This window comes from Pseudomonas sp. MS15a(2019) (genome assembly GCF_013277805.1).
GTDB classification, from domain to species: Bacteria; Pseudomonadota; Gammaproteobacteria; order Pseudomonadales; family Pseudomonadaceae; genus Chryseomonas; species Chryseomonas benzopyrenica.
On the sequence record NZ_VBTN01000011.1, the window covers coordinates 106,040 to 126,196 of the forward strand.

The window sequence follows — 20,157 nt, forward strand, 5'->3', positions numbered from 1 at the left end:
GTAGGGCCTTGAGTGATGAGTGTTGGTCAGGCGGACAGCAGCGGATCGAGACGCCCGCTTCGGTCTAGGGCATAGAGGTCGTCGCAACCGCCGACGTGGGTGCTGCCGACCCAGATCTGCGGCACGCTGGTGCGACCGGCCTTGCGGGCCATTTCGCTGCGCAGCGCCGGCTGGCCGTCGACGGAAATTTCCCGATAGGCCACGTTCTTGCGATCGAGCAGGTGCTTGGCACGATGGCAATAGGGACACCAGGCGCTGGTATAGATGACGACGTCAGACATGCGCGGTCTCCAGTGGCCGATGGAACGGCCACGCTAGGGGGTCACTTCACCAGGGGCAGATTTTCTGCACGCCAGGTGGCGATACCGCCATTCAGTCGAGCGGCGGTGAAGCCGGCCTTCTGCAGCTCGCCGCACACGGCACCGGCTTGCTGGCCGGCACTGTCCACCACGATCAGGGTCTTGGCCTTGTGCTTCTCCAGTAGAGACAGGCTGCTGGCGACTTTCTCCTGAGCGATGTTCAGCGCGCCGACGATATGCCCGGCGGCGAAGTCCTTGCTCGGGCGGATGTCGAGCACCACACCCTCTTCGCGATTGACCAGATTGGTGAGTTCGCCGGTGGACAGGCTGCGACCGCCCCTACGGGTCTCGTTGAACAGCATCAGGGCGACGATGGCGAGGAAGGCGGCGACGAGAAGCGGATGATGGGTGGCGAATTCGACCACCCGACCGAGAAATTCCATAATGAAAGAGCTATCCAGGGAGGGCTAAAAATGCTGGCCAGTATACACAGCCCCCCGATGGCGCCATACCCTCGGCGACCCGGGGTTATCCGCAGGTAACCAGCTCATCTCAAACTGCCTCCTTGGCGGCTTTCGCCGCTCTGCCTAGGCTTGGCTTCCCTTCATTTCCGAGGAATCCAAGCCATGACCTCCATCGCCCTGCTCGGCGCCACCGGCAACGTCGGCAGCCGTCTGCTCGACGAAGCCCTCTCCCGCGGTCACCAGGTCACCAGCCTGGTACGGGATCCCGCGCGCCTGGCGCCCCGCGCCGGCCTGACCGTGGTCGCCGGCGATGTCACCGATCCGCGGGCCGCCAAGGCCCTGGCCGGTCACGAGGTGTTGATCAGCAGCCTGAAATTCGCCGACATCGCACCAGGCACCCTGATCGACTTCGCCCGGGCCACCGGCATCCCGCGCCTGCTGATCGTCGGCGGCGCCGCCAGCCTGCACCTGCCGGACGGCGCGCGACTGTTCGACGCCCCTGGCTTTCCCGCGGAATACCGCACTGAAGCCGGAGCCGGCATCGCCACCCTGGATGCCCTGCGCGGGGTCAGCGACCTCGATTGGGTTTTCGTCAGTCCGCAGATGGTCTTCGCGCCCGGCGAGCGTACCGGTGGCTTCCGCCTGGGCGACGATGCCCTGCTGTTCGATGCGGCCGGTGACAGCCATATCTCCTACGAGGACTTCGCCGTGGCGCTGCTGGACGAGGCCGAACGGCCTGTCCACCACCGCACCCGTTTCACCGTGGGTTACTGAAACAGAAATGCCCCCTCGTTCGCAGCCTGGCCGCCTGGTCGGGCCGTGAACGCTGAACGGCGTGCCTTGCCGTTTTTTTTGCCGGATGTGACGGGCATACTAGGCGCTTCGCCCTTGAAACGTACGACCTCGCATGCGCCCTGTTCTTGCCCTTTTCCTGCTTGCCAGCGTTCTCGCTCCCGCCCTGGCCGACGACCGCGCCGACACCCAGCGGCAGATCGAGCAGACCCGCCGGGAAATCCAGGAGATGCAGAAGGTACTCAAGCAGGTGCAGGCCGAGAAGTCCGGCGTGCAGAAGCAGCTGCAGGGCACCGAGACCCAGATGGGCGAGTTGGAAAAGCAGGTCGACTCGCTGCAGAAGCAGCTGGAGAACGGCGAAAAAAAGCTGCAAGAGCTGGACGGGCGCAAGAAGAAGCTCGACCAGTCTCGCGCTGAGCAACAGAAGCTGATCGCCGTGCAAGTGCGCGCCGCCTACCAGAGCGGGCGCCAGGAATACCTCAAGCTGCTGCTCAATCAGGAGCATCCGGAAAAGGTCAGTCGCACCCTCACCTACTACAACTACCTGAATCGCACCCGCCTGGATCAGCTCGCCAGCTTCAACGACACCCTGCGCGAATTGCGCGAGGTGGAACAGGGCATCCAGCAGGAACAGGGCGAGCTGGTCGCCCGCCGCGAAGACCTGGAAAAGCGGCAGGCGGAGCTCGCCGAGGTGCGCAAGGAGCGCCAGGCAGCCCTGGCCAAGATCAATGCGGACTACCGCGACAAGAGTCGCGAGATCGAAAGCCGCGAGCAGGATCAGGCAGCCCTGAACAAGGTGCTCAAGACCATCGAGGAAACCCTCGCGCGCCAGGCCCGCGAAGCCGAGGAGGCCCGCCAACGGCAACTGGCCGAAGCTCGCGCCGCCCAGGCGCGGGAAGCGGCACGGCGCCAGGCGCAAAGCGAGCCGAAAGCCCCGCGCCCCTCGAACGCCCCGGAGCTGGCGGTGTCTAGTGCAGCACCTGCCTATGGCGGTGCCTTCGCCAATGCGCGCGGCAAGCTGCCCTGGCCGGTCGATGGTCGCCTGGTGGCCCGTTTCGGCAGTGCCCGCGGCGACGATCCCCGCGCGAAATGGGACGGTGTCCTGATCGCCGCCGGTGCCGGCACCCGGGTCAAGGCGGTACACGACGGCCGGGTGGTCTTCGCCGATTGGCTAAGAGGCGCCGGCCAACTGGTTATCATCGATCATGGGAATGGCTATCTCAGCCTGTACGGACATAATCAGAGCCTGCTCAAGTCTGCAGGTGACGTGGTCAAGGCCGGGGATGCCATCGCGACCGTCGGCGCCAGCGGCGGTCAGGAAGCCTCCGCCTTGTACTTCGCCATCCGCCAACAGGGCCGTCCGACGGACCCGGTCATCTGGTGCCGTGCTCAGGGATAGTGCGACACACCTCGGTTTAGGAGCTGCACATGCCGCATCGCTTTCGTCCCACCGTCCTGGTCCTCGCCCTGCTGTTCAGCGGCGTTGGAGTCGTCCAGGCGCAATCGCCGCAGAGCACCCCGGCTGCGGTGACGCCGGTCGCATCGGTCGCCGCGCCCGCGGCCCCGGCCAGCGCTCCGCTGCCCTTGGACGAGCTGCGCACCTTTGCCGAGGTGTTCGACCGCATCAAGGCGGCCTATGTGGAGCCGGTGTCGGACAAGGTCCTGCTGGAAAACGCCATCAAGGGCATGCTCAGCAACCTGGATCCGCATTCGGCCTACCTGGAACCCAAGGACTTTGCCGAGCTGCAGGAAACCACCAGCGGTGAATTCGGCGGCCTGGGCCTGGAAGTCGGCCAGGAAAACGGCTTCATCAAGGTGGTCTCGCCCATCGACGACACCCCGGCGGCCAAGGCGCGCCTGCAACCAGGCGACCTGATCGTCAAGATCGACGGCCAGCCAACCAAGGGCCAGGCCATCAACGAAGCGGTCGACAAGATGCGCGGCAAGCCGGGCAGCCCCATCGTGCTGACCATCGTCCGCGGTGGTGGCCAGCCGTTCGACGTCAAGCTGGCGCGGGCGGTGATCAAGGTCAACAGCGTCAAGAGCCAGGTGCTCGAATCCGGCTATGGCCTGCTGCGCATCTCGCAGTTCCAGGTCAACACCGGCGAAGAGACGGTCAAGGCGCTCGCCAAGCTGCGCCAGGAAAACAAGGGCAAGCTCAAGGGCCTGATCCTCGACCTGCGCAACAACCCGGGTGGGGTGCTGCAGTCGGCGGTCGAGGTGGCCGATGCCTTCATGACCCATGGCCTGATCGTCTACACCAAGGGTCGCCTGCCCAATTCCGAACTGCGCTTCTCGGCCGATGCCGCCGATCCCAGCGAGAAGGTACCGCTGGTGGTGCTGATCAACGGCGGCAGTGCCTCGGCCGCGGAAATCGTCGCTGGCGCCCTGCAGGATTCCAAGCGCGGCATCCTCATGGGTACCGACAGCTTCGGCAAGGGCTCGGTACAGACGGTGCTGCCGCTCAACAACGACCGGGCGCTCAAGCTCACCACGGCGCTCTACTACACGCCGAACGGTCGCTCCATCCAGGCCCAGGGCATCACCCCGGACATCGCCGTGGCGCCGGCCAAGGTCACCCCGCAGAGCGGTGGCGACGAATACTTCCGCGAAGCGGATCTGGCCGGTCACCTGGGCAATGGCAACGGCGGCGCCGATCGGCCCACCGGCAGCAAGGCGCCCAACCAGAGTCCGCGGCCGCAGGATGACGACTTCCAGCTCTCCCAGGCGCTGTCGCTGCTCAAGGGGCTCAACGTCACCCATACCCCGTGAGGATGGGACGTTGGCTACTGGCCGGGGTGCTCGCCCTGGCCAGCGGTCTGGCCCAGGCCGCCACCGCGCAGCTGACCATCGTCATCGACGATCTCGGCCAGAATCCGGCGCGGGATCGCCAGGTCCTGGCGCTACCCGCGCCGGTGGTCCTGGCCATCATCCCCGAGACCCGCTACGCCGCGGAGCTGGCCGCCCAGGCCCATCGCGCCGGGCGCACCGTGTTGCTGCACCTGCCCATGGACCCGGCCGGCGGCCCCTATGCCTGGCATCCGGAAATGTCTTCCGCCGAGCGCCTGCAACGCCTCGATCGAGCGCTGGCACGGGTTCCCGAGGCGGATGGGGTGAACAACCACGAAGGCAGTCGCATGACCGCCGACCGACCGGCCATGGCCGAGTTGATGCAGGTCCTGCAGGAGCGCCACCTGCTGTTTCTCGACAGCCGCACCAGCGCTGCCACCGTGGCCGCCGCGGAGGCCCAGAAGATCGGCCTGGCCAGCGTCTCGCGCGATGTCTTCCTGGACAACGAGGCGACTCCGGCAGCCGTGGCCGCGCAACTGGCCGAAGGCGTGCGTCTGGCCAAGCGCCAGGGCAGCGCCGTGCTGATCGGCCATCCGCACCCGGCGACTCTGGCGGTGCTGGCCCAGCAGTTGCCGCTGCTCAAGGCCCAGGGCGTGGAGGTGATCGACCTGCCGCAGATGATCGCCCTGCGCGCCAATCAGGCCATGACCGGGCACGGTCGCGATGGTCGCTATCGCTAGCGACCGGCTGGTGGCCTCCAGGCGTCAGAGGTAGTTGTTGGTGATGCTGTCGATCACCCCTTCCTTGCGCATCTGCTCCAGGGCCGCCTTGAGGCGTGTCACCACTTCGTCAGGCGTATCCTTGTTCAGCGCCAGATACTGATCCACCTCGTTGAAGCGAAGCAGCGTCTGCAAGCCGGTCACCCCCTGCTGCTTGGCGAGATAGCGACCGACTGGATCGGCGGTTGCCCAGATATCGATCTGGCCTTTCACCAGTTTGTCGACGTTCTCCTGATCACGCAGGGCATCGATGACCGGAATGCCCTGGGCGGTCAGCGTCTTGCTGATCACATCGTTGCGATAGGTACCGATGCGATAGCGGGCGGCGTCCTTGAGCGTCTTGACGTCCAGCTTGCTGCCAGGCAACGCCTGCAGGGTCCAGCTCGATCGGCCAAAGGGCCCCACCCATTTGAACTGATCCTTGCGCGCCTCGGTGTAGGCGACGGAGAAGAGTCCGTAGTTGGGCGTCTCCTGGGTCAGCCGATAGATGCGGTCCCAGGGGAAGCGCAGCGAAAGGCTGTACTTGATGCCCGCACGCCTGAACATCTCGCGGACGACATCGGTGGCGATACCGTCGATGGCGTCATCGCGGGCGAAGTTCTTGTCATCGACCGACATGTTGAAGGGAGGATAATTTTCGGTCAGGAGCACGACCTGATAGTAATCCGGCAGCTCGGCACGGGCCTGGGTCAAGCCCAGCGTGCAACCCAGCAGTACCCCTGCAAGACGCAACCACAGCTTTTGCATTGCAACTCCCTGGCGACGCAAGGCCGCATTTCCGAGGTTTCGTTGAGTATCCCTTTACAACGTTCAGCGCTCACTGCGGCTGGCCTCACCGCGGTCGTCAAGGCTTCGCGGCCCCGTCCAGCTGCCGGGCCAATGCGGAACCCCTGGCAGCTCGCGTGCAGACAGTGCGCTAGCGAATGCTCACCTCCAGCGCAACTCGCCAGGCGCCCGCCACGCGACGCCGCACTAGAGATAGTTGTTGGTGATGCTGTCGACCAGGCCTTCGCGGCGCATGGCATCCAGGGCCTGCTGCAGGCGGGTCACCACCTCGTCGGGGGTGTCCTTGTTCAGGGCCAGGTAGAGGTCGGATTCCTGGAAGCTGAGCAGGGTCTGCAGGTTGCTGACGCCCTGCTGCTTGGCCAGGTAACGGGCGACCACGTCGGTGGTGGCCCAGACGTCGATCTCACCCTTCTGCAATTTGGCGATGTTCTCCTGATCACGCAGGGCATCGATGGGGACGATGCCCTTTTCCTGAATCATCAGGCTCACGGCGGAATTCTTGTAGGCACCGACGCGCAGCCGGGCTGCCGTGGCCAGGTCTGGCACCTTGAGGGTGCTGCCGGCCAGCGCCATGAACACCTTGCGGGTCTTGCCCAGCGGTCCGACCCACTTGAACAGCGGCAGCCTGGACTCGGTGCGCGACACGGAGAACAGCGCGTAGTTGGGGCTTTCCAGGGTCAGGTTGTAGATGCGATCCCAGGGAAAGCGCAGCGAGAGGTTGTAGTCGATCCCGGCGCGCTTGAACATCTCGCGCACCAGATCGGCGCTGATGCCGTCGATGGCATCGTCACGCGCGAAGTTCTTGTCGTCCACCGCCATGTTGAAGGGCGGGAAGTTCTCGGTCAGCAGTACCACGCGATAGCCCGCTGGCAATTCCGCCCGGGCTGTCTCCAGGCCGAGGGTGCAACTCAACAGTACGGCGGCGATGGCCAACCAGGACTTGCGCATAGCTCTCTCCTCAGGCGACCGTCCGCGCCGATCGCTCGGCCCGCCGGGATCACAGATAACGATTGAAGATGGTCTGAACCGCGCCGCTCTGGCGCATCTCGTCGAGGGCCTTCTGCAGCTTCTGTACCACCTCGTCGGGGGTCTGCTTGTTCAGCGCCAGGAACAGCTCGCCGCTGTTGAAGCGCAGCAGCATCTTGAGTCCGGTCACGTCTTCCTGGCGGGCCAGATAGCGGCCGGCGGGATCACCGGTGGCCCAGACATCGATCTGTCCCTTGACCAGGCGCTGCACGTTTTCCTGATCGCGCAGCGCAAGATCCGGCTGGAAGCCCTGCTGGACGAGACTCTCGGCGATGGCGTCGCCCTTGTAGGCGCCGATCCTGAGCTGCTGCTTGCGGACGTCGTCGAGGCTGCGCAGCTGCAGGTGGCTGTCGGCGCGACCGAGCAGGACCCAGTCGTCCGGGCCGATGGGACCGACCCATTTGAACAGGGCCTCGCGCTCCGGCAGCCGGGCGGTGACGAAGACGCCGTGGTCGGGCTGATCCAGGGCCATGCCGTAGATCCGCTCCCAGGGAAATCTCAGGGTGAGGTTGTAGGAGATGCCGGCCCGCTTGCACATCTCGCGGACCATGTCGACGGCGATGCCCTTGAGCTCGCCCTCGCGGGCGAAGTTCTTGCCATCGACGGAGAAGTTGTAGGGCGGGAAGTTTTCCGTCAGCAGCGTCAGCTGATAACCCGCCGGAAGCTCCGCCCTGACCGTGGTGGATACCAGCAGCAAACCGGCCAAGCAGGCCCAGATTCCCTTGCGCACGCCCCTCTCCCTGCCGGCCCCGCCGGTGCTTAAGATTTTGTGGAGCGTATCACAATCCCTTTTTCGGCCAGGTACCGTTTAGCCTCGGGAATGGTGCATTCGCCGAAATGGAAGATGCTCGCGGCCAGCACTGCCGAGGCCTTGCCTTCGAGGATGCCGTCGGCCAGATGCTGCAGGTTGCCAACGCCCCCGGAGGCGATCACCGGGATACCCACCGCCTCGCTGACGGCGCGGGTCACGCCCAGGTCGAAGCCGTTCTTCATGCCGTCCTGGTCCATGCTGGTGAGCAGGATCTCGCCCGCGCCCAGGCCTTCCATCTTCTGCGCCCAGGCCACGGCGTCGAGGCCGGTGGGCTTGCGTCCGCCATGGGTGAAGATCTCCCAGCGCGGGGTTTCGCCGGGGCCGCTGACGCGCTTGGCGTCGATGGCCACCACGATGCACTGGGAACCGAAGCGCGCCGCGGCTTCGCCGACGAATTCCGGGGTGAAGACCGCCGCGGTGTTGATCGACACCTTGTCGGCACCGGCGTTGAGCAGGTTGCGGATGTCCTGCACGGTGCGCACGCCACCGCCCACGGTCAGCGGGATGAACACCTGGCTGGCCATGCGCTCCACGGTGTGTAGGGTGGTGTCGCGGCCCTGGTGGCTGGCGGTGATGTCGAGAAAGGTGATCTCGTCGGCGCCCTGCTCGTTGTAGCGGCGGGCGATCTCCACCGGATCACCGGCATCGCGGATGTTCTCGAACTTGACGCCCTTGACCACACGGCCATTGTCCACGTCCAGGCAGGGGATGATGCGTTTCGCCAGCGCCATGTTTCTCTCCAGAAAACGAAGTCAGGTACGTTGCTGCAAGGTGGCGTGTTCCGCCAGCTCCGCGTCGATGAATGCGGCGATCATCGCCCGATAGACCTGCTCGACCACCACAGGCGATGCGCCAGCCTCGACGGCCAGCGCCTTGACCTTGGCGATGACCTGCTCGACGCGTTGTGGCGCACGCACGGCGTCATCGTCCTTCTTGAAGCGCGCGGCCTGGCTGACATAGGCGCCGCGCGCCGCCAGCAACTGAACGATCTGCTGATCGAGTCCGTCGATCGCCGTGCGGACCTCATCGAGAGAAGAGCATTCGATCACCGCTGCGCCCTCAGACCTTGAAGTTGTCGCACAGCGCCTGGGCCTCGGCGACGTCGAGGGTGCCCTCGTAGATCGCCCGGCCGGTAATGGCGCCGATGATGCCCGGGCTGCGGGCGTCGAGCAGGTTCTGGATGTCACCCAGGTTGTGGATGCCGCCGGAGGCGATCACCGGGATGCTGGTGGCTTCGGCCAGGGCGCGGGTGGCCGGCACGTTGCAGCCCTGCATCATGCCGTCGCGGGCGATGTCGGTGTAGACGATGGCGCTGACGCCGTCGGCTTCGAAGCGGCGAGCCAGGTCGGTGACCTGCAGTTCGCTGACCTCGGCCCAGCCGTCGGTGGCGACGAAGCCGTCCTTGGCATCCAGGCCGACGATGACCTTGCCCGGGAAGGCGCGGCAGGCTTCACCGACGAATTCCGGTTGCTTGACCGCCTTGGTGCCGATGATCACGTAGCTGACGCCGGCACGCACATAGTGCTCGATGGTCTCCAGCGAGCGGATGCCGCCGCCGATCTGGATCGGCAGGCCGGGATAGCGCTTGGCGATGGCGGTGACCACCTCGCCATTGACCGGCTGGCCTTCGAAAGCGCCGTTGAGATCCACCAGATGCAGCCGACGGCAGCCGCCGTCGACCCACTGGGCGGCAATGGCCACGGGATCGTCGGAGAACACGGTGGAGTCTTCCATGCGCCCCTGGCGCAGGCGGACGCAGGCGCCGTCCTTGAGGTCGATGGCGGGGATGATCAGCATGGCAATACCTTGGCTCGGGGGTGAGGGCGGTCTAGGGCTTTTCCAGCGCCCAGATGTCGCTTTCCAGGCTGTCGACACGCTCCCTGAGCAGGGCCTGCACGTCGGCAACCGCCTTGTTGTAGTACAGCGGCCCGCACTCGCGGGCGAAGAAATCCAGCAGTTCCTCGACTTCGAAACGCCCCAGGCGGACCTCGAAGCGATCGTCCAGCAGGGTCTGCAACGCCGTGACCACGCGCTGGGTCTGCTCGGGTTCGAGCCTGACCAGCGGCGCGGACGGCTTGCGCGCCATTACCAGCGGCCGTCCCAGGCGAGGAAGTTGGCATAGAGCTGCAGACCGCAGTCGGCGCTCTTCTCGGGGTGGAACTGGGTGGCGAAGCGCGAGCCGTCGGCCAGGGCCGCGGCGAAGTCCAGGCCGTAGTGGCCGCGACCGACCACCTGGCGCGGACTGCCGGCCTCGACATAGAAGCTGTGCACGAAATAGAAACGGGCGCGATCGGGGATGCTGTGCCAGAGCGGATGGTCGAGCACGTGACTGACCTCGTTCCAGCCCATGTGCGGCACCTTGAGGGTCTCGCCCTCTTCCTGCATGCCGCCCGGGAAACGCCGCACGGCGCCGGGGAACAGGCCGATGCAGTCCACCCCGCCATTCTCTTCGCTACGCTGCATCAGCGCCTGCATGCCGACGCAGACGCCGAGGAAGGGCCGGTCCTGGCTGACTTCACGTACCAGCTCATCGATGCCCTGGCGGCGGATCTCGGCCATGCAGTCGCGGATGGCGCCGACGCCGGGCAGGACGATGCGGTCCGCCTCGCGGATCACCGCGGGATCACCGGTCACCAGCACCTGATGGCTACCAGCATGCTCCAGGGCCTTGGCCACGGAGTGCAGGTTGCCCATGCCATAGTCGATGACGGCTACCGTCTGCATCACAGGCACCCCTTGGTGGAGGGCATGACGCCGGCCATGCGCGGGTCTTCGCTAAGGGCCATGCGCAGGGCGCGGCCAAAGGCCTTGAACACCGTTTCGATCTGGTGGTGGCTGTTGACCCCGCGCAGGTTGTCGATGTGCAGGGTGACCTGGGCGTGGTTGGTGAAGCCTTGGAAGAATTCGAGGAACAGATCGACGTCCATGCGGCCCACGGTGGCGCGGGTGAAGGGCACGTTCCAGTGCAGGCCGGGCCGGCCGGAGAAGTCGATGACGACGCGTGACAGGGCCTCGTCCAGGGGCACATAGGCATGACCATAGCGCTGGATGCCCTTCTTGTCGCCGACGGCCTTGGCGAAGGCCTGGCCGAGGGTGATGCCGATGTCTTCCACCGTGTGGTGGTCGTCGATGTGCAGGTCGCCGCGGCAGTGGATATCGAGGTCGATCAGCCCATGGCGGGCGATCTGGTCGAGCATGTGCTCGAGGAAGGGGACCCCGGTGTCGAAGCGCGCCGCGCCCGTGCCGTCCAGATCCAGGGATACCTTGACCTGGGTTTCCAGGGTGTTGCGCTCGACGGTTGCCTTGCGTTCGGCCATAGCCTGCTCCGCGAAAATCGGTGGGCGAAAGGGCCGATATTATAGAGGCGCGAGGACTGGATCGAAAGCGCGGCGGGACGAGGCGTCCCACCGCCAGGGGCGCCCGCGTGGGGACGCCCCGTTACCGCTCGATTCGGCTGTGACTCAGCTGAACAGCGCGGCGGTCTTTTGCAGGGTGATCCAGATACCCCAGGCCAGCGGGATGCCCACGGCCAGCCAGGCGGCGATGGCCAGCGGCTTGGTCTTGGGATCGGCGCTCCACTCCAGCACCTGGGCGCTGCCAGCATTGCTGTCGTGGCCATTGGCGCGCTCGACGGCGAGTTCGGCCTCGGTCATGAAGTGCTTGTCGGCCACCGGGCGCACCATCAGGTTGCAGAGGAAGCCCAGCACCAGCAGACCGGCCAGGATGTACAGGGTGATGTCGTACACCTGGGCACGGGGGATGCCCATGCTCAGCTGGTACTCGCGCAGGTAGTTGACCAGCACCGGACCGAAGACGCCGGCGGCGGCCCAGGCGGTGAGCAGGCGACCGTGAATGGCGCCGACCATCTGGGTACCGAACAGGTCGGCGAGGTAGGCCGGCACGGTGGCGAAACCACCGCCGTACATGGACAGGATCAGGCAGAAGGCGAAGACGAACAACGCCACGCTGCCCAGGTGGCCGGTCCAGGGCACGATGGCATAGAGCACGAAGCCCAGGGTGAAGAAGACGAAATAGGTCATCTTGCGACCGATGTAATCGGAGAAGGATGCCCAGAAGAAACGCCCGCCGATGTTGAACAGGCTCAGCAGACCGGTGAAGCCGGCGGCGATGGCGGCGATCTGCTTGAGCTGATCGGCGCTGAGTTCACCGTAGGCCAGGCCGTTGCCCAGCAGACGACCACCGAAGACTTCCTGCAGGAGCGGCGAAGCCATGCCGATGATGCCGATGCCGGCGGTCACGTTCAGGCAGAGCACGGCCCAGACCAGCCAGAATTGCGGGATGCCCCAGATCTTGCTCACGTGGACGTGGCGATTGGTGATCATGTTGCTGCCGGCCTTCTTGGTGGACGGCGTCCAACCGGCGGGCTTCCAGCCGGTCGGCGGCACGCGGTAGCCCAGGGCGCCGCTCATCATGAACACGAAGTAGATCACCGCCATGACCAGGAAGGTCTGCCAGACACCGATTTCGGTGGCCGACGCGAAGTGCCGCATCATGGCATCGGCCAGAGGTGCACCCACCATGGCGCCGCCACCAAAGCCCATGATGGCCATGCCGGTCGCCATGCCGCGCTTGTCCGGGAACCACTTGATCAGGGTCGACACCGGCGAGATGTAGCCCAGGCCCAGACCGATACCGCCAATTACGCCCGAACCCAGCCACAGCATCCAGATCTGGTGGGTATAGATGCCCAGGGCGGAGATCAGCAGACCACCGCACCAGCACAGCGCCGAGACGACGCCGGCCTTGCGCGGACCGGCGTGCTCCAGCCAGCCACCGAACAGGGCGGCCGAGCAGCCGAGGAAGATGAAGAACAGGGTGTAGATCCAGCCGAGCTGAGAGATCTTCCAGTCACAGGTGGCACTGAAGATCTGTTCGAAGAAGCCCATCTCGACCGGGCAGGCCACGGCGGCGGTGATGCCGATCGCCTTGGACAGCGGCAGCCAGAAGACCGAGAAGCCATAGGCCATGCCGATGCACAGGTGGATGGCCAGAGCGGCCGGCGGGACCAGCCAGCGGTTGAAACCGGGCCGGGCGACGATGCGCTCCTTGGACAGGAAAGCCGGACGTGCCGAAGCGGCGCCGCCAGCGGTGAGAGTAGTGCTCATGGGTTCAGCCCTTTTCTAGTGTATAGCGTCCAGGCCGGTAGACATTCCCTGCACGCTTCCCCGTAAACGAGTCAAAGAAACGGCGCCAACCGACCAGAGGTGCGCGACATTAAAGCGCACCCTGGCGTACTGCCACCCCTGCTCATTTATCAGGGTACGGGCGGTGCAAGACCGCCGACGAAACGGGCGAGTACCACCGCTGTCACAGGGCCGACACCTCGATGTCATCGCGGCCAGCCCAAGCCCCTATACTGGCCAGTCGCGCCATCGCCCGCCGGAACAGGAATTTCCTCGTCATGAAAGCTTTCGCCAAAGTGCTGGGTATCGTCCTCGTCGGCCTGCTGCTCCTGCTGGTCGCCGCAGGCTTCGCCCTCACCCATCTGGTCGATCCCAACGACTACAAGGACGAGCTCCGCCAGCTGGCGCGCGACAAGGCCAACGTCGACCTGCAACTCAAGGGCGACATCGGCTGGAGTCTGTTTCCCTGGCTGGGCGTCGAATTGCACGACGCCACCCTGGCCAGCGCCGCCACCCCCGACCGCCAGCTGGCCCAGGTGCAGCGGCTGATCCTCTCGGTCCGCCTACTGCCGCTGCTGCTGCGCCGTGATCTGGAGATGAGCGACATCAAGATCGACGGCCTGGATCTCACCGCCAGCCGCGATGAGCAGGGCCGTACCAACTGGGCCGAAATCGGCCGCCCCGCATCCAAGGCGGACGCTGGCGCCGCGCCGGCCGACACCCCCGCCGACACGTCCACGTCTGGCGAGCCGACCGCGGGACGCCAGCCGCTCAAGCTCAATGTCGAGAGCCTGACCGTGCGCAATTCCCGGGTCGAATACAGCGATGCCCGCAACGGCGCCCGCTATGCCTTCGAGGGTATCGACCTGGAGACCGGCGCCATCTACGCCGGCACGCCCATTCCCATCAAGCTGGCCGGCACCGCCAGCACCACCCAGCCGCCGGTCAACGCCACGGTGCTGCTCAACGGTGAACTCCGCTTCGATCCGGCCAGCCAGCAATACGCCCTGGACAATCTCCAGCTGACCGGCGACGCCAGTGGCGAGCCCTTCAACGGCAAGTTGGTCAACTATTCCGCCAGCGGCCAGTTGGCCGTCGACCGCCGCGCCCAGACCGCGGAATGGACCAGCCTCAAGCTCACTGCCAATGACCTCAAGGCCCTGGGCGACCTCAAGCTCACCGGTCTGGAGAGCGATCCGCAGCTGGCCGGGCGCGTCTCCATCGCCCGCCTGGACCTGCGCGCCTTCCTCGACAGTATCGGCGTCGAATTGCCGGTCATGGCCGATGCCAAGACCCTGCAGCGCTTCGAGATGAATGCCCAGGTGCAAGCCAGCCGCAACGCCCTGGCACTGGACGACTTCAACTTCCAGCTCGACGACAGCACCCTCAAGGGCCGCGTCGCCGTCGCCGACATCGCCCGCCGCGCCCTGCGTATCCAGGTCAGCGGCGACGCCCTGGACCTGGATCGCTATCTGCCGGCCAAGGCCGCCGCGGCGCGCCAGGCCAATGGCGCGCGCCAGGAAGAGGTCGCCCAGGTCGATGCCATCGCCACCCAGGGCAACTCGCCGCTGCCGGAAGCCCCGACCCAGCACGCCTGGAGCCAGGAAACCCTGCTGCCAGTGGAGCGCCTGCGCAGCCTGGACGCCGATGTCGACCTCAGCCTGCAACACCTGACCCTCAATCGCCTGCCCTTCGAAGGCGCCAGCCTCAAGGCCAGGGCCGCCGATGGCCAACTGCAGCTCAGCGCCCTGGAAGGCGAGCTGTTCGGCGGTCGCTTCGAGGCCAATGGCGCCCTCGACGTACGTGGCGCCCAGCCGCAACTGACCGCTCGCGAGCGCATCAAGGGCGTACCGGTGGAGCGCATCCTCCAGGCCCAGGGCCAGAAGCCGCCGGTGGAAGGCCTGCTCGACCTGGACGCCGATCTGCGCAGCTCGGGCGCCAGCCAGCGCACCCTGATCGACAACCTAGGCGGCACCGCGCGCTTCGCCCTGCGCAATGGCCAGCTGATCGACGCCAATGTCGAAAGCCAGTTGTGCCAGGGCATCGCCCTGCTCAATCGCAAGCCGCTGGAGCTGCCCCATGGCGGCCAGAACACCCCGTTCCGCCAGTTGAGCGGCAGCCTCAACATCGTCAACGGCGTGGCCCGCAACCAGGACCTCAGCGTCAGCGTGCCGGGCCTGGCGGTAAAGGGCGCGGGCGACATCGACCTGCGCACCCTCGGCCTCGACTACCGCCTGGGCATCACCGTGCAGGGCGACACCAATGCCGCCGCCGATCCCGGCTGCCGGGTCGGCGAGCGCTATGCGGATATCGAGTGGCCGCTGCAGTGCCGCGGCCCCCTGGAACTGGGCGCCAAGGCCTGCCGCCTGGATCGCGAGGCCATGGGCCAGATCATCGCCCGCGCCGCTGGCAATCGTCTGAACGAAAAAATCGAAGAGAAGCTCGGTGATAAAATCAGCCCCGACATCCAGAACGCCATCCGAGGGCTGCTGCAACGCCGATGACTGACGACGCCTTTGGTACCGCCGTGCTGGCCTGGTACGACCTGCACGGCCGCAAGGACCTGCCCTGGCAACAGGGCGTGACGCCCTATCGCGTCTGGGTCTCGGAGATCATGCTCCAGCAGACCCAGGTCGCCACCGTGCTGGGCTACTTCGACCGCTTCATGCAGGCGCTGCCCACCGTCGAGGCCCTGGCCGCGGCGCCGGAAGACGAGGTCCTGCACCTCTGGACCGGCCTCGGCTACTACAGTCGCGCGCGCAACCTGCACAAGGCCGCCAAGACCGTGGTCGAGCGCCATGGCGGCGAGTTCCCGCGCAGCGTCGAGGCCCTAGCCGAATTGCCCGGCATCGGCCGCTCCACCGCTGGCGCCATCGCCAGCCTGAGCATGGGCATCCGGGCGCCCATCCTCGATGGCAACGTCAAACGCGTCCTGGCCCGCTATACCGCCACTCCCGGCTATCCGGGCGAACCCGCCGTGGCCCGCCGTCTGTGGGAGGTGGCCGACCGACTGATGCCCCACGAGCGGGTCGGCCACTACACCCAGGCGATGATGGACCTGGGCGCCACCCTCTGTACCCGCAGCAAACCCAGCTGTCTGCTGTGCCCGGTCAAGCCCGGCTGCCGTGCCCACCTGCTGGGCCAGGAAACCGACTTTCCCGCCGCCAAGCCACGCAAGACACTGCCGCAGCGCAGCACCCTGATGCCGCTGTTCGTCAACGACGCCAATGCCGTGCTCCTCCAGCGCCGCCCCTCGACCGGCCTCTGGGGCGGTCTCTGGGGTCCGCCGGAGGTGGCCGACGTGGCCGAACTCGAAGCCCTCGCCGAACGCCAGGGCCTCGCCATCGACGAACGCCAGGCGCTGCCCGGCCTGGTGCACACCTTCAGCCACTTCCAACTGGCCATCGAACCCTGGCTGGTGCAGGTGGACCACCGCCAGCACCGCGTGGCCGAGGGCGACTGGCTTTGGTATAACCTCGCGTCCCCGCCGCGCCTGGGCCTCGCCGCCCCGGTGCAGAAACTGCTCAAGCGCGCCGAGCAGGCGCTCAAAGGAGAACCCGCATGACCCGCACCGTGATGTGCCGCAAGCACAAGCAGGAGCTGCCCGCCCTCGATCGTCCGCCCTACCCCGGCGCCAAGGGCGAAGACATCTACCAACACGTCTCCAAGCAGGCCTGGGAAGAGTGGCAGAAGCACCAGACCATGCTCATCAACGAGCGCCGGCTGAACATGATGAACGCCGAGGATCGCAAGTTCCTGCAAGCCGAGATGGACAAGTTCCTGTCCGGCGAAGACTACGCCCAGGCCGAGGGCTACGTGCCCCCCAGCGCCTGAATCGACGCCTAAGCGCCCGAAAAATCTAAATTTTTTTGGGCTCGCTGTTGACACAGGGTCGAGAAACGCTTTTAATGCGCCCCGTTGCCCAGGTAGCTCAGTTGGTAGAGCAGGGGATTGAAAATCCCCGTGTCGGCGGTTCGATTCCGTCCCTGGGCACCAAGACAAGCTTCCAGATCCTGCGGGATCTGGAAATCAGAGAAACCGGCCTAGCGCCGGTTTTTTTGTGCCTGCGATATGGGCAAGCCAGCCTGCAGGCCTCGCCGTCTCGTCACGCCCCTTCCCTTGCGGCCCAGCACCGTCCTCCTGCTCCCGTCTCAAAGGCGCAAAGCCCCGTCCTAGACCGCCTCAACCCTTTGCGAAACCTGCCCAGACGATCTTGACTCTCTACCCACTTCAGACTTTTTAATGGCACGGCGTCGCCCGACACCCACCCTTTCTGGAGTCAGCACCATGAGCACCTGCAGCCAAAAGCATCACGCCAATCACAGCCACCAGCACGGTCCGAACTGTGGCCACACCGCCATCGAGCACGCGGGCCACGTCGACTATCTCCACGACGGCCATCTGCACCACATGCATGGCGATCACGTGGACGAGCACGTGCTGGAGGTCAATGCGACCAATCCGGATCACTGCACCCATGGCCAGAGCAGCGGCCATGCGGCCGACCACGTCCATGGGCCCGATTGCGGTCATGAAGCCGTGCCCCACGGCGATCATGTCGACTACCTGGTGGATGGCCGGCTGCATCATGTCCATGACGGCCACTGCGACGACCATGGCCCGGTGACCCTGGTCCGCTAGCGGCGGGTGTCGAAAGAGCGCCAGGCGCCATCGCCCTCACGCTGGCGCCGGGACTCCGTCCACCACGCCGAGATGAAGAGCCAGCCACACCGTGGCGACTGTGGGATGGGTATAGGTCACCCAGTGCTCGGCGTGGGCGGGGATGAGCAGCGTATCCCCTGGCTCGAGCGCCACCTCCCGCCCTTCCAGGGCGATCCGCGCGGCGCCCTGCAGAACCAGCACCCACTCCTCATGGGCCTGCCGATAGGGCGTCTGCGCTGGCGTCGTCTGGCCCTGGGAAACGATGCGTTCGATGCGGCAACCGGGCCGCGCCAGCAGGGACGTGAACACCTCCGCGGCGGAGGCATCGGGCAGGTCGCGAAACAGATTGGTCATGACGTTTTCCCACAGGGCCTCGCGCCAGGGTGCGCTAAGGTCATCCAGACTGCGCCTGTCCGACCAGGCGCTCAAGTCTCTAAGGGATCCGCGCCATCCAGGAGTCGCCGCCATGGCCCCAGGTGCTCTGCCATTTGCCGTCAAGAGTGCGATCCGCCCGACCTTTTCGGGAGCCCGTCACCCGATCGCCAAGATTTTCGGCGATGATCGATCGCAGAGGTGGCCGCCGATCAAGGGCGCCGCTCGCCCCCGGTTGGCCGCTACGGTCAACCAGACCTCGCACCAGGCGCACGGAGGCGCTTACTGCATGCCGATTCCCTCGATTCCCCTCATCGCCCCTGCCCTGTCCGGCGCCCTGCCTCAACCAGCCATCGACCAGCCCGGCCCGCGTGCCGCCGAGCCGACCGTACCCCTCTGGTTCAGGGTGCTGAGCGGCGTCAGCTTGTGGCTGAACCGGTTGTTTCTCGGCCTGGTGCTGGCGCTGGTCGGCTTTACCCTCTGGCACTGGTGGCAGGGATGAAGCGACGTCTGGATCAACTGGAGCTGACCATCCTGATGTGCGGTATCGGCCTGCTGGCCATGGCGCTGATCGTCGCCGTGGGCATGCAGGGCCTCGATTGGAGCTGAGTGGACGGGCGGGCTTACCGGACCTTTACCTGGCCTGACGTCCGCTGACCGCCAAAGGTGTTTCATGGTGACGCGGCCTATCGAGCGCCGCGAGGAGAACACCATGGCATCGCGAGCGTCGTTGATTCTGCTGTTGACCGCCACCCTGACCGCCAGCGGCCTGGCCGCCGCCCATGAAGGCCCCGATCGAGGACAACCCTGGGCGGGCGGCGCCGCAGCCGTCGCCGAGGGCGGCGAATTCCTGCCGGCGGGCGAATTTCGACGGCATCACCGGCACCACCCCTATTACCGCAGGGATCGCTACCCCTACAGCTACTACCAGCCCTATCCGCAACCGGGTTATGCCGCGCCGCGTTGGCGGCCGGCACCGCCGGGCTACTACGCCTATCCGCCGGCCTATGAGGCGCGACCCTATTACGGACCACCCCGGCATTGGTGAACTGCTTGGCATCGCGGCGGCGAGATGGCGGCCTTTTGCGATGAGCCACACAGGGAGATGTTTGCCAGAGGAGCAAAATGCCATCACCCCATTAGGCTTTAGGGCGTTGCCAACATGTATGAGAGAGATGATGTAATCTGCATGGCCTGCCTTGCGACCATGGCTGCGGCCTTTACCGGCTTCATCATGGTGATGGCGCTGCTGTAACTGCCAGATAGACGAAACCCCGCCGAGGCGGGGTTTCGAAGGCGGTATGGCGTGGTCCTAGATGGGCCGACTGCCATACTTGCTGTCGGGCTTCTTGGGCGGATCGGCGACCACATTGGCGTCGATCTCCTGCACCTTGCCACCGCGGGCCAGAAAGTCCTGCATGGCCTTTTCCAACGCATCCCGCTCGCGCTGCTTGGCTTCCACCGAAGGCAGTTCCTCGGGCTCGGCTTCGCGCTTCTTCTTGGCCTTGCTGCCGGACGCGGGTGTTTCGCTTTCGCCGCTTTCCTCTTGCTCGGCGTCGTCGGTTGCGGCAGCGAAGTCTTCGTTATCGCCCTCTTCTTCCGCCCCGGTCTCCAGGTCGTCCTGCTCCAGATCTTCGTCGCTCATAAACCGCCTCCACAGACTTTGGCAAAATCGGACCGCGCGTTTTGACGCGGCCTCTTAAAAAAAATTCCTGGCTATTCGCCTTGCAGCGTCGCGATCAGCCGCCGCGCGCCACCCTGGTCGCGATGCTCGCCCAGGTAGATGCCCTGCCAGGTTCCCAGCGCCAGGCGCCCGGCCTGGACCGGTAGGCTCAGGCTGCAGCCGAGCAGACTGCTTTTGAAATGCGCAGGCAGGTCGTCCGGCCCTTCGTAGTCGTGTTCATAACCGGCCTGCCCCTGGGGCACCAGCTGATTGAAGAACCGCTCGAAGTCGCGCCGCACCGCTCCATCGGCATTCTCATTGATGGTCAGCGAGGCCGAGGTGTGCTGCAGCCAGAGGTGCAGCAGGCCGATCCGGCACTCGCCAAGCTCAGGCAGTTGCTCCAGCACCTCAGCGGTGACGAGATGGAAACCACGCGCGCGCGCGCGCAGGGAAAAGGTCCGCTGCAGCCACATGAACAACCCCCGCCGACTGACTGGGCGCGCATTCTAGCGCGACGATCGGAAAAGCAAAGCGGTGATTGCACACCGCTGGCGTGCAGTCTAGACACA

The 20,157-nt window shown here is 65.7% G+C and carries 25 protein-coding genes and 1 tRNA gene; 11 read left to right on the top strand and 15 right to left on the bottom strand.

Annotation, left to right across the window (positions count from 1 at the left end; genetic code table 11):
- Positions 1–26: 26 nt before the first annotated feature.
- Both grxC and FEZ61_RS17615 read right to left on the bottom strand, forming a co-directional pair.
- Positions 27–281, bottom strand: coding sequence for a glutaredoxin 3 (gene grxC, locus FEZ61_RS17610; protein WP_017639551.1), 255 nt, complete (start codon positions 279–281; stop codon positions 27–29).
- Positions 282–322: 41 nt separating this feature from the next.
- Complete coding sequence (locus tag FEZ61_RS17615; protein ID WP_017639552.1) at positions 323–742, bottom strand: rhodanese-like domain-containing protein; 420 nt, start codon at positions 740–742, stop codon at positions 323–325.
- A 183-nt stretch (positions 743–925) separates the two neighbouring features.
- On the opposite strand from FEZ61_RS17615, the gene FEZ61_RS17620 reads away from it, so the two are divergent.
- From FEZ61_RS17620 to FEZ61_RS17635, 4 genes are all read left to right on the top strand, one after another.
- On the top strand, positions 926–1,537 hold the full coding sequence (locus FEZ61_RS17620) for an NAD(P)-dependent oxidoreductase (protein ID WP_017639553.1): 612 nt from the start codon (positions 926–928) through the stop codon (positions 1,535–1,537).
- Positions 1,538–1,670: 133 nt separating this feature from the next.
- Positions 1,671–2,954, top strand: coding sequence for a murein hydrolase activator EnvC (locus tag FEZ61_RS17625; RefSeq protein WP_017639554.1), 1,284 nt, complete (start codon positions 1,671–1,673; stop codon positions 2,952–2,954).
- Between the two features lie 29 nt (positions 2,955–2,983).
- A complete protein-coding gene (locus FEZ61_RS17630; protein ID WP_017639555.1) occupies positions 2,984–4,327 on the top strand; it encodes a S41 family peptidase in 1,344 nt (447 codons plus the stop codon).
- Positions 4,328–4,329: 2 nt separating this feature from the next.
- Entirely contained in the window at positions 4,330–5,085 is a 756-nt protein-coding gene (locus FEZ61_RS17635) for a divergent polysaccharide deacetylase family protein (RefSeq protein WP_173149746.1), read from the top strand.
- Positions 5,086–5,109: 24 nt separating this feature from the next.
- On the opposite strand, the gene FEZ61_RS17640 is transcribed toward FEZ61_RS17635, so the two are convergent.
- From FEZ61_RS17640 to FEZ61_RS17685, 10 genes are all read right to left on the bottom strand, one after another.
- Positions 5,110–5,871: an ABC transporter substrate-binding protein gene (locus FEZ61_RS17640; RefSeq protein ID WP_064306834.1), complete on the bottom strand. Its 762-nt coding sequence runs from the start codon at positions 5,869–5,871 to the stop codon at positions 5,110–5,112.
- Between the two features lie 225 nt (positions 5,872–6,096).
- Entirely contained in the window at positions 6,097–6,858 is a 762-nt protein-coding gene (locus tag FEZ61_RS17645) for a transporter substrate-binding domain-containing protein (RefSeq protein WP_173149748.1), read from the bottom strand.
- Between the two features lie 49 nt (positions 6,859–6,907).
- Entirely contained in the window at positions 6,908–7,666 is a 759-nt protein-coding gene (locus FEZ61_RS17650; RefSeq protein WP_173149750.1) for a transporter substrate-binding domain-containing protein, read from the bottom strand.
- 29 nt (positions 7,667–7,695) lie between these two features.
- On the bottom strand, positions 7,696–8,478 hold the full coding sequence (hisF, locus tag FEZ61_RS17655) for an imidazole glycerol phosphate synthase subunit HisF (protein WP_007159785.1): 783 nt from the start codon (positions 8,476–8,478) through the stop codon (positions 7,696–7,698).
- A 21-nt stretch (positions 8,479–8,499) separates the two neighbouring features.
- On the bottom strand, positions 8,500–8,796 hold the full coding sequence (locus tag FEZ61_RS17660) for a chorismate mutase (RefSeq protein WP_007159786.1): 297 nt from the start codon (positions 8,794–8,796) through the stop codon (positions 8,500–8,502).
- A 10-nt stretch (positions 8,797–8,806) separates the two neighbouring features.
- Positions 8,807–9,544 (bottom strand): 1-(5-phosphoribosyl)-5-[(5-phosphoribosylamino)methylideneamino]imidazole-4-carboxamide isomerase, encoded by a 738-nt coding sequence (gene hisA / locus FEZ61_RS17665; RefSeq protein ID WP_093254984.1) that lies wholly within the window; start codon positions 9,542–9,544, stop codon positions 8,807–8,809.
- Between the two features lie 31 nt (positions 9,545–9,575).
- Complete coding sequence (locus tag FEZ61_RS17670; protein ID WP_059313270.1) at positions 9,576–9,833, bottom strand: DUF2164 domain-containing protein; 258 nt, start codon at positions 9,831–9,833, stop codon at positions 9,576–9,578.
- Positions 9,833–10,471 (bottom strand): imidazole glycerol phosphate synthase subunit HisH, encoded by a 639-nt coding sequence (hisH, locus tag FEZ61_RS17675; RefSeq protein WP_059313269.1) that lies wholly within the window; start codon positions 10,469–10,471, stop codon positions 9,833–9,835. Before hisH ends, FEZ61_RS17670 begins: the two co-directional genes overlap by 1 nt.
- A complete protein-coding gene (gene hisB, locus FEZ61_RS17680; protein ID WP_058761454.1) occupies positions 10,471–11,064 on the bottom strand; it encodes an imidazoleglycerol-phosphate dehydratase HisB in 594 nt (197 codons plus the stop codon). Before hisB ends, hisH begins: the two co-directional genes overlap by 1 nt.
- Positions 11,065–11,208: 144 nt before the next feature.
- Positions 11,209–12,873, bottom strand: a complete 1,665-nt coding sequence (locus FEZ61_RS17685) for an OFA family MFS transporter (protein ID WP_173149752.1) — start codon at positions 12,871–12,873, stop codon at positions 11,209–11,211.
- Positions 12,874–13,169: 296 nt separating this feature from the next.
- Between FEZ61_RS17685 and FEZ61_RS17690 the strand changes: the two genes are divergently transcribed.
- The 5 genes from FEZ61_RS17690 to FEZ61_RS17710 all read left to right on the top strand — a co-directional run bounded on the left by FEZ61_RS17690 (position 13,170) and on the right by FEZ61_RS17710 (position 17,532).
- The gene (locus FEZ61_RS17690; protein ID WP_173149754.1) at positions 13,170–15,395 is read left to right on the top strand and encodes an AsmA family protein; all 2,226 of its coding nucleotides are present in this window, start codon (positions 13,170–13,172) and stop codon (positions 15,393–15,395) included.
- Entirely contained in the window at positions 15,392–16,456 is a 1,065-nt protein-coding gene (gene mutY / locus FEZ61_RS17695) for an A/G-specific adenine glycosylase (protein ID WP_017639566.1), read from the top strand. The genes FEZ61_RS17690 and mutY overlap by 4 nt, the downstream gene beginning before the upstream one ends.
- Positions 16,453–16,725 carry an oxidative damage protection protein gene (locus FEZ61_RS17700; RefSeq protein ID WP_017639567.1) on the top strand — a complete coding sequence of 91 codons (273 nt, stop codon included), beginning with the start codon at positions 16,453–16,455 and terminating at the stop codon, positions 16,723–16,725. The genes mutY and FEZ61_RS17700 overlap by 4 nt, the downstream gene beginning before the upstream one ends.
- Before the next feature lie 86 nt (positions 16,726–16,811).
- Positions 16,812–16,887, top strand: a tRNA-Phe gene (locus FEZ61_RS17705).
- Between the two features lie 291 nt (positions 16,888–17,178).
- Complete coding sequence (locus tag FEZ61_RS17710; protein ID WP_173149756.1) at positions 17,179–17,532, top strand: hypothetical protein; 354 nt, start codon at positions 17,179–17,181, stop codon at positions 17,530–17,532.
- A gap of 36 nt (positions 17,533–17,568) precedes the next feature.
- Here the strand turns inward: FEZ61_RS17710 and FEZ61_RS17715 are convergent, their stop codons facing one another.
- Positions 17,569–17,907, bottom strand: a complete 339-nt coding sequence (locus FEZ61_RS17715; protein WP_173149758.1) for a cupin domain-containing protein — start codon at positions 17,905–17,907, stop codon at positions 17,569–17,571.
- Between the two features lie 307 nt (positions 17,908–18,214).
- Between FEZ61_RS17715 and FEZ61_RS17720 the strand changes: the two genes are divergently transcribed.
- Positions 18,215–18,427 carry a hypothetical protein gene (locus tag FEZ61_RS17720; RefSeq protein ID WP_156522257.1) on the top strand — a complete coding sequence of 71 codons (213 nt, stop codon included), beginning with the start codon at positions 18,215–18,217 and terminating at the stop codon, positions 18,425–18,427.
- Between the two features lie 171 nt (positions 18,428–18,598).
- Entirely contained in the window at positions 18,599–18,973 is a 375-nt protein-coding gene (locus FEZ61_RS17725; protein ID WP_231893017.1) for a hypothetical protein, read from the top strand.
- Between the two features lie 264 nt (positions 18,974–19,237).
- On the opposite strand, the gene sutA is transcribed toward FEZ61_RS17725, so the two are convergent.
- The gene (gene sutA, locus FEZ61_RS17730) at positions 19,238–19,570 is read right to left on the bottom strand and encodes a transcriptional regulator SutA (RefSeq protein WP_017639573.1); all 333 of its coding nucleotides are present in this window, start codon (positions 19,568–19,570) and stop codon (positions 19,238–19,240) included.
- Between the two features lie 71 nt (positions 19,571–19,641).
- Positions 19,642–20,061 carry a secondary thiamine-phosphate synthase enzyme YjbQ gene (locus FEZ61_RS17735; RefSeq protein WP_093255020.1) on the bottom strand — a complete coding sequence of 140 codons (420 nt, stop codon included), beginning with the start codon at positions 20,059–20,061 and terminating at the stop codon, positions 19,642–19,644.
- Positions 20,062–20,157 lie beyond the last annotated feature (96 nt).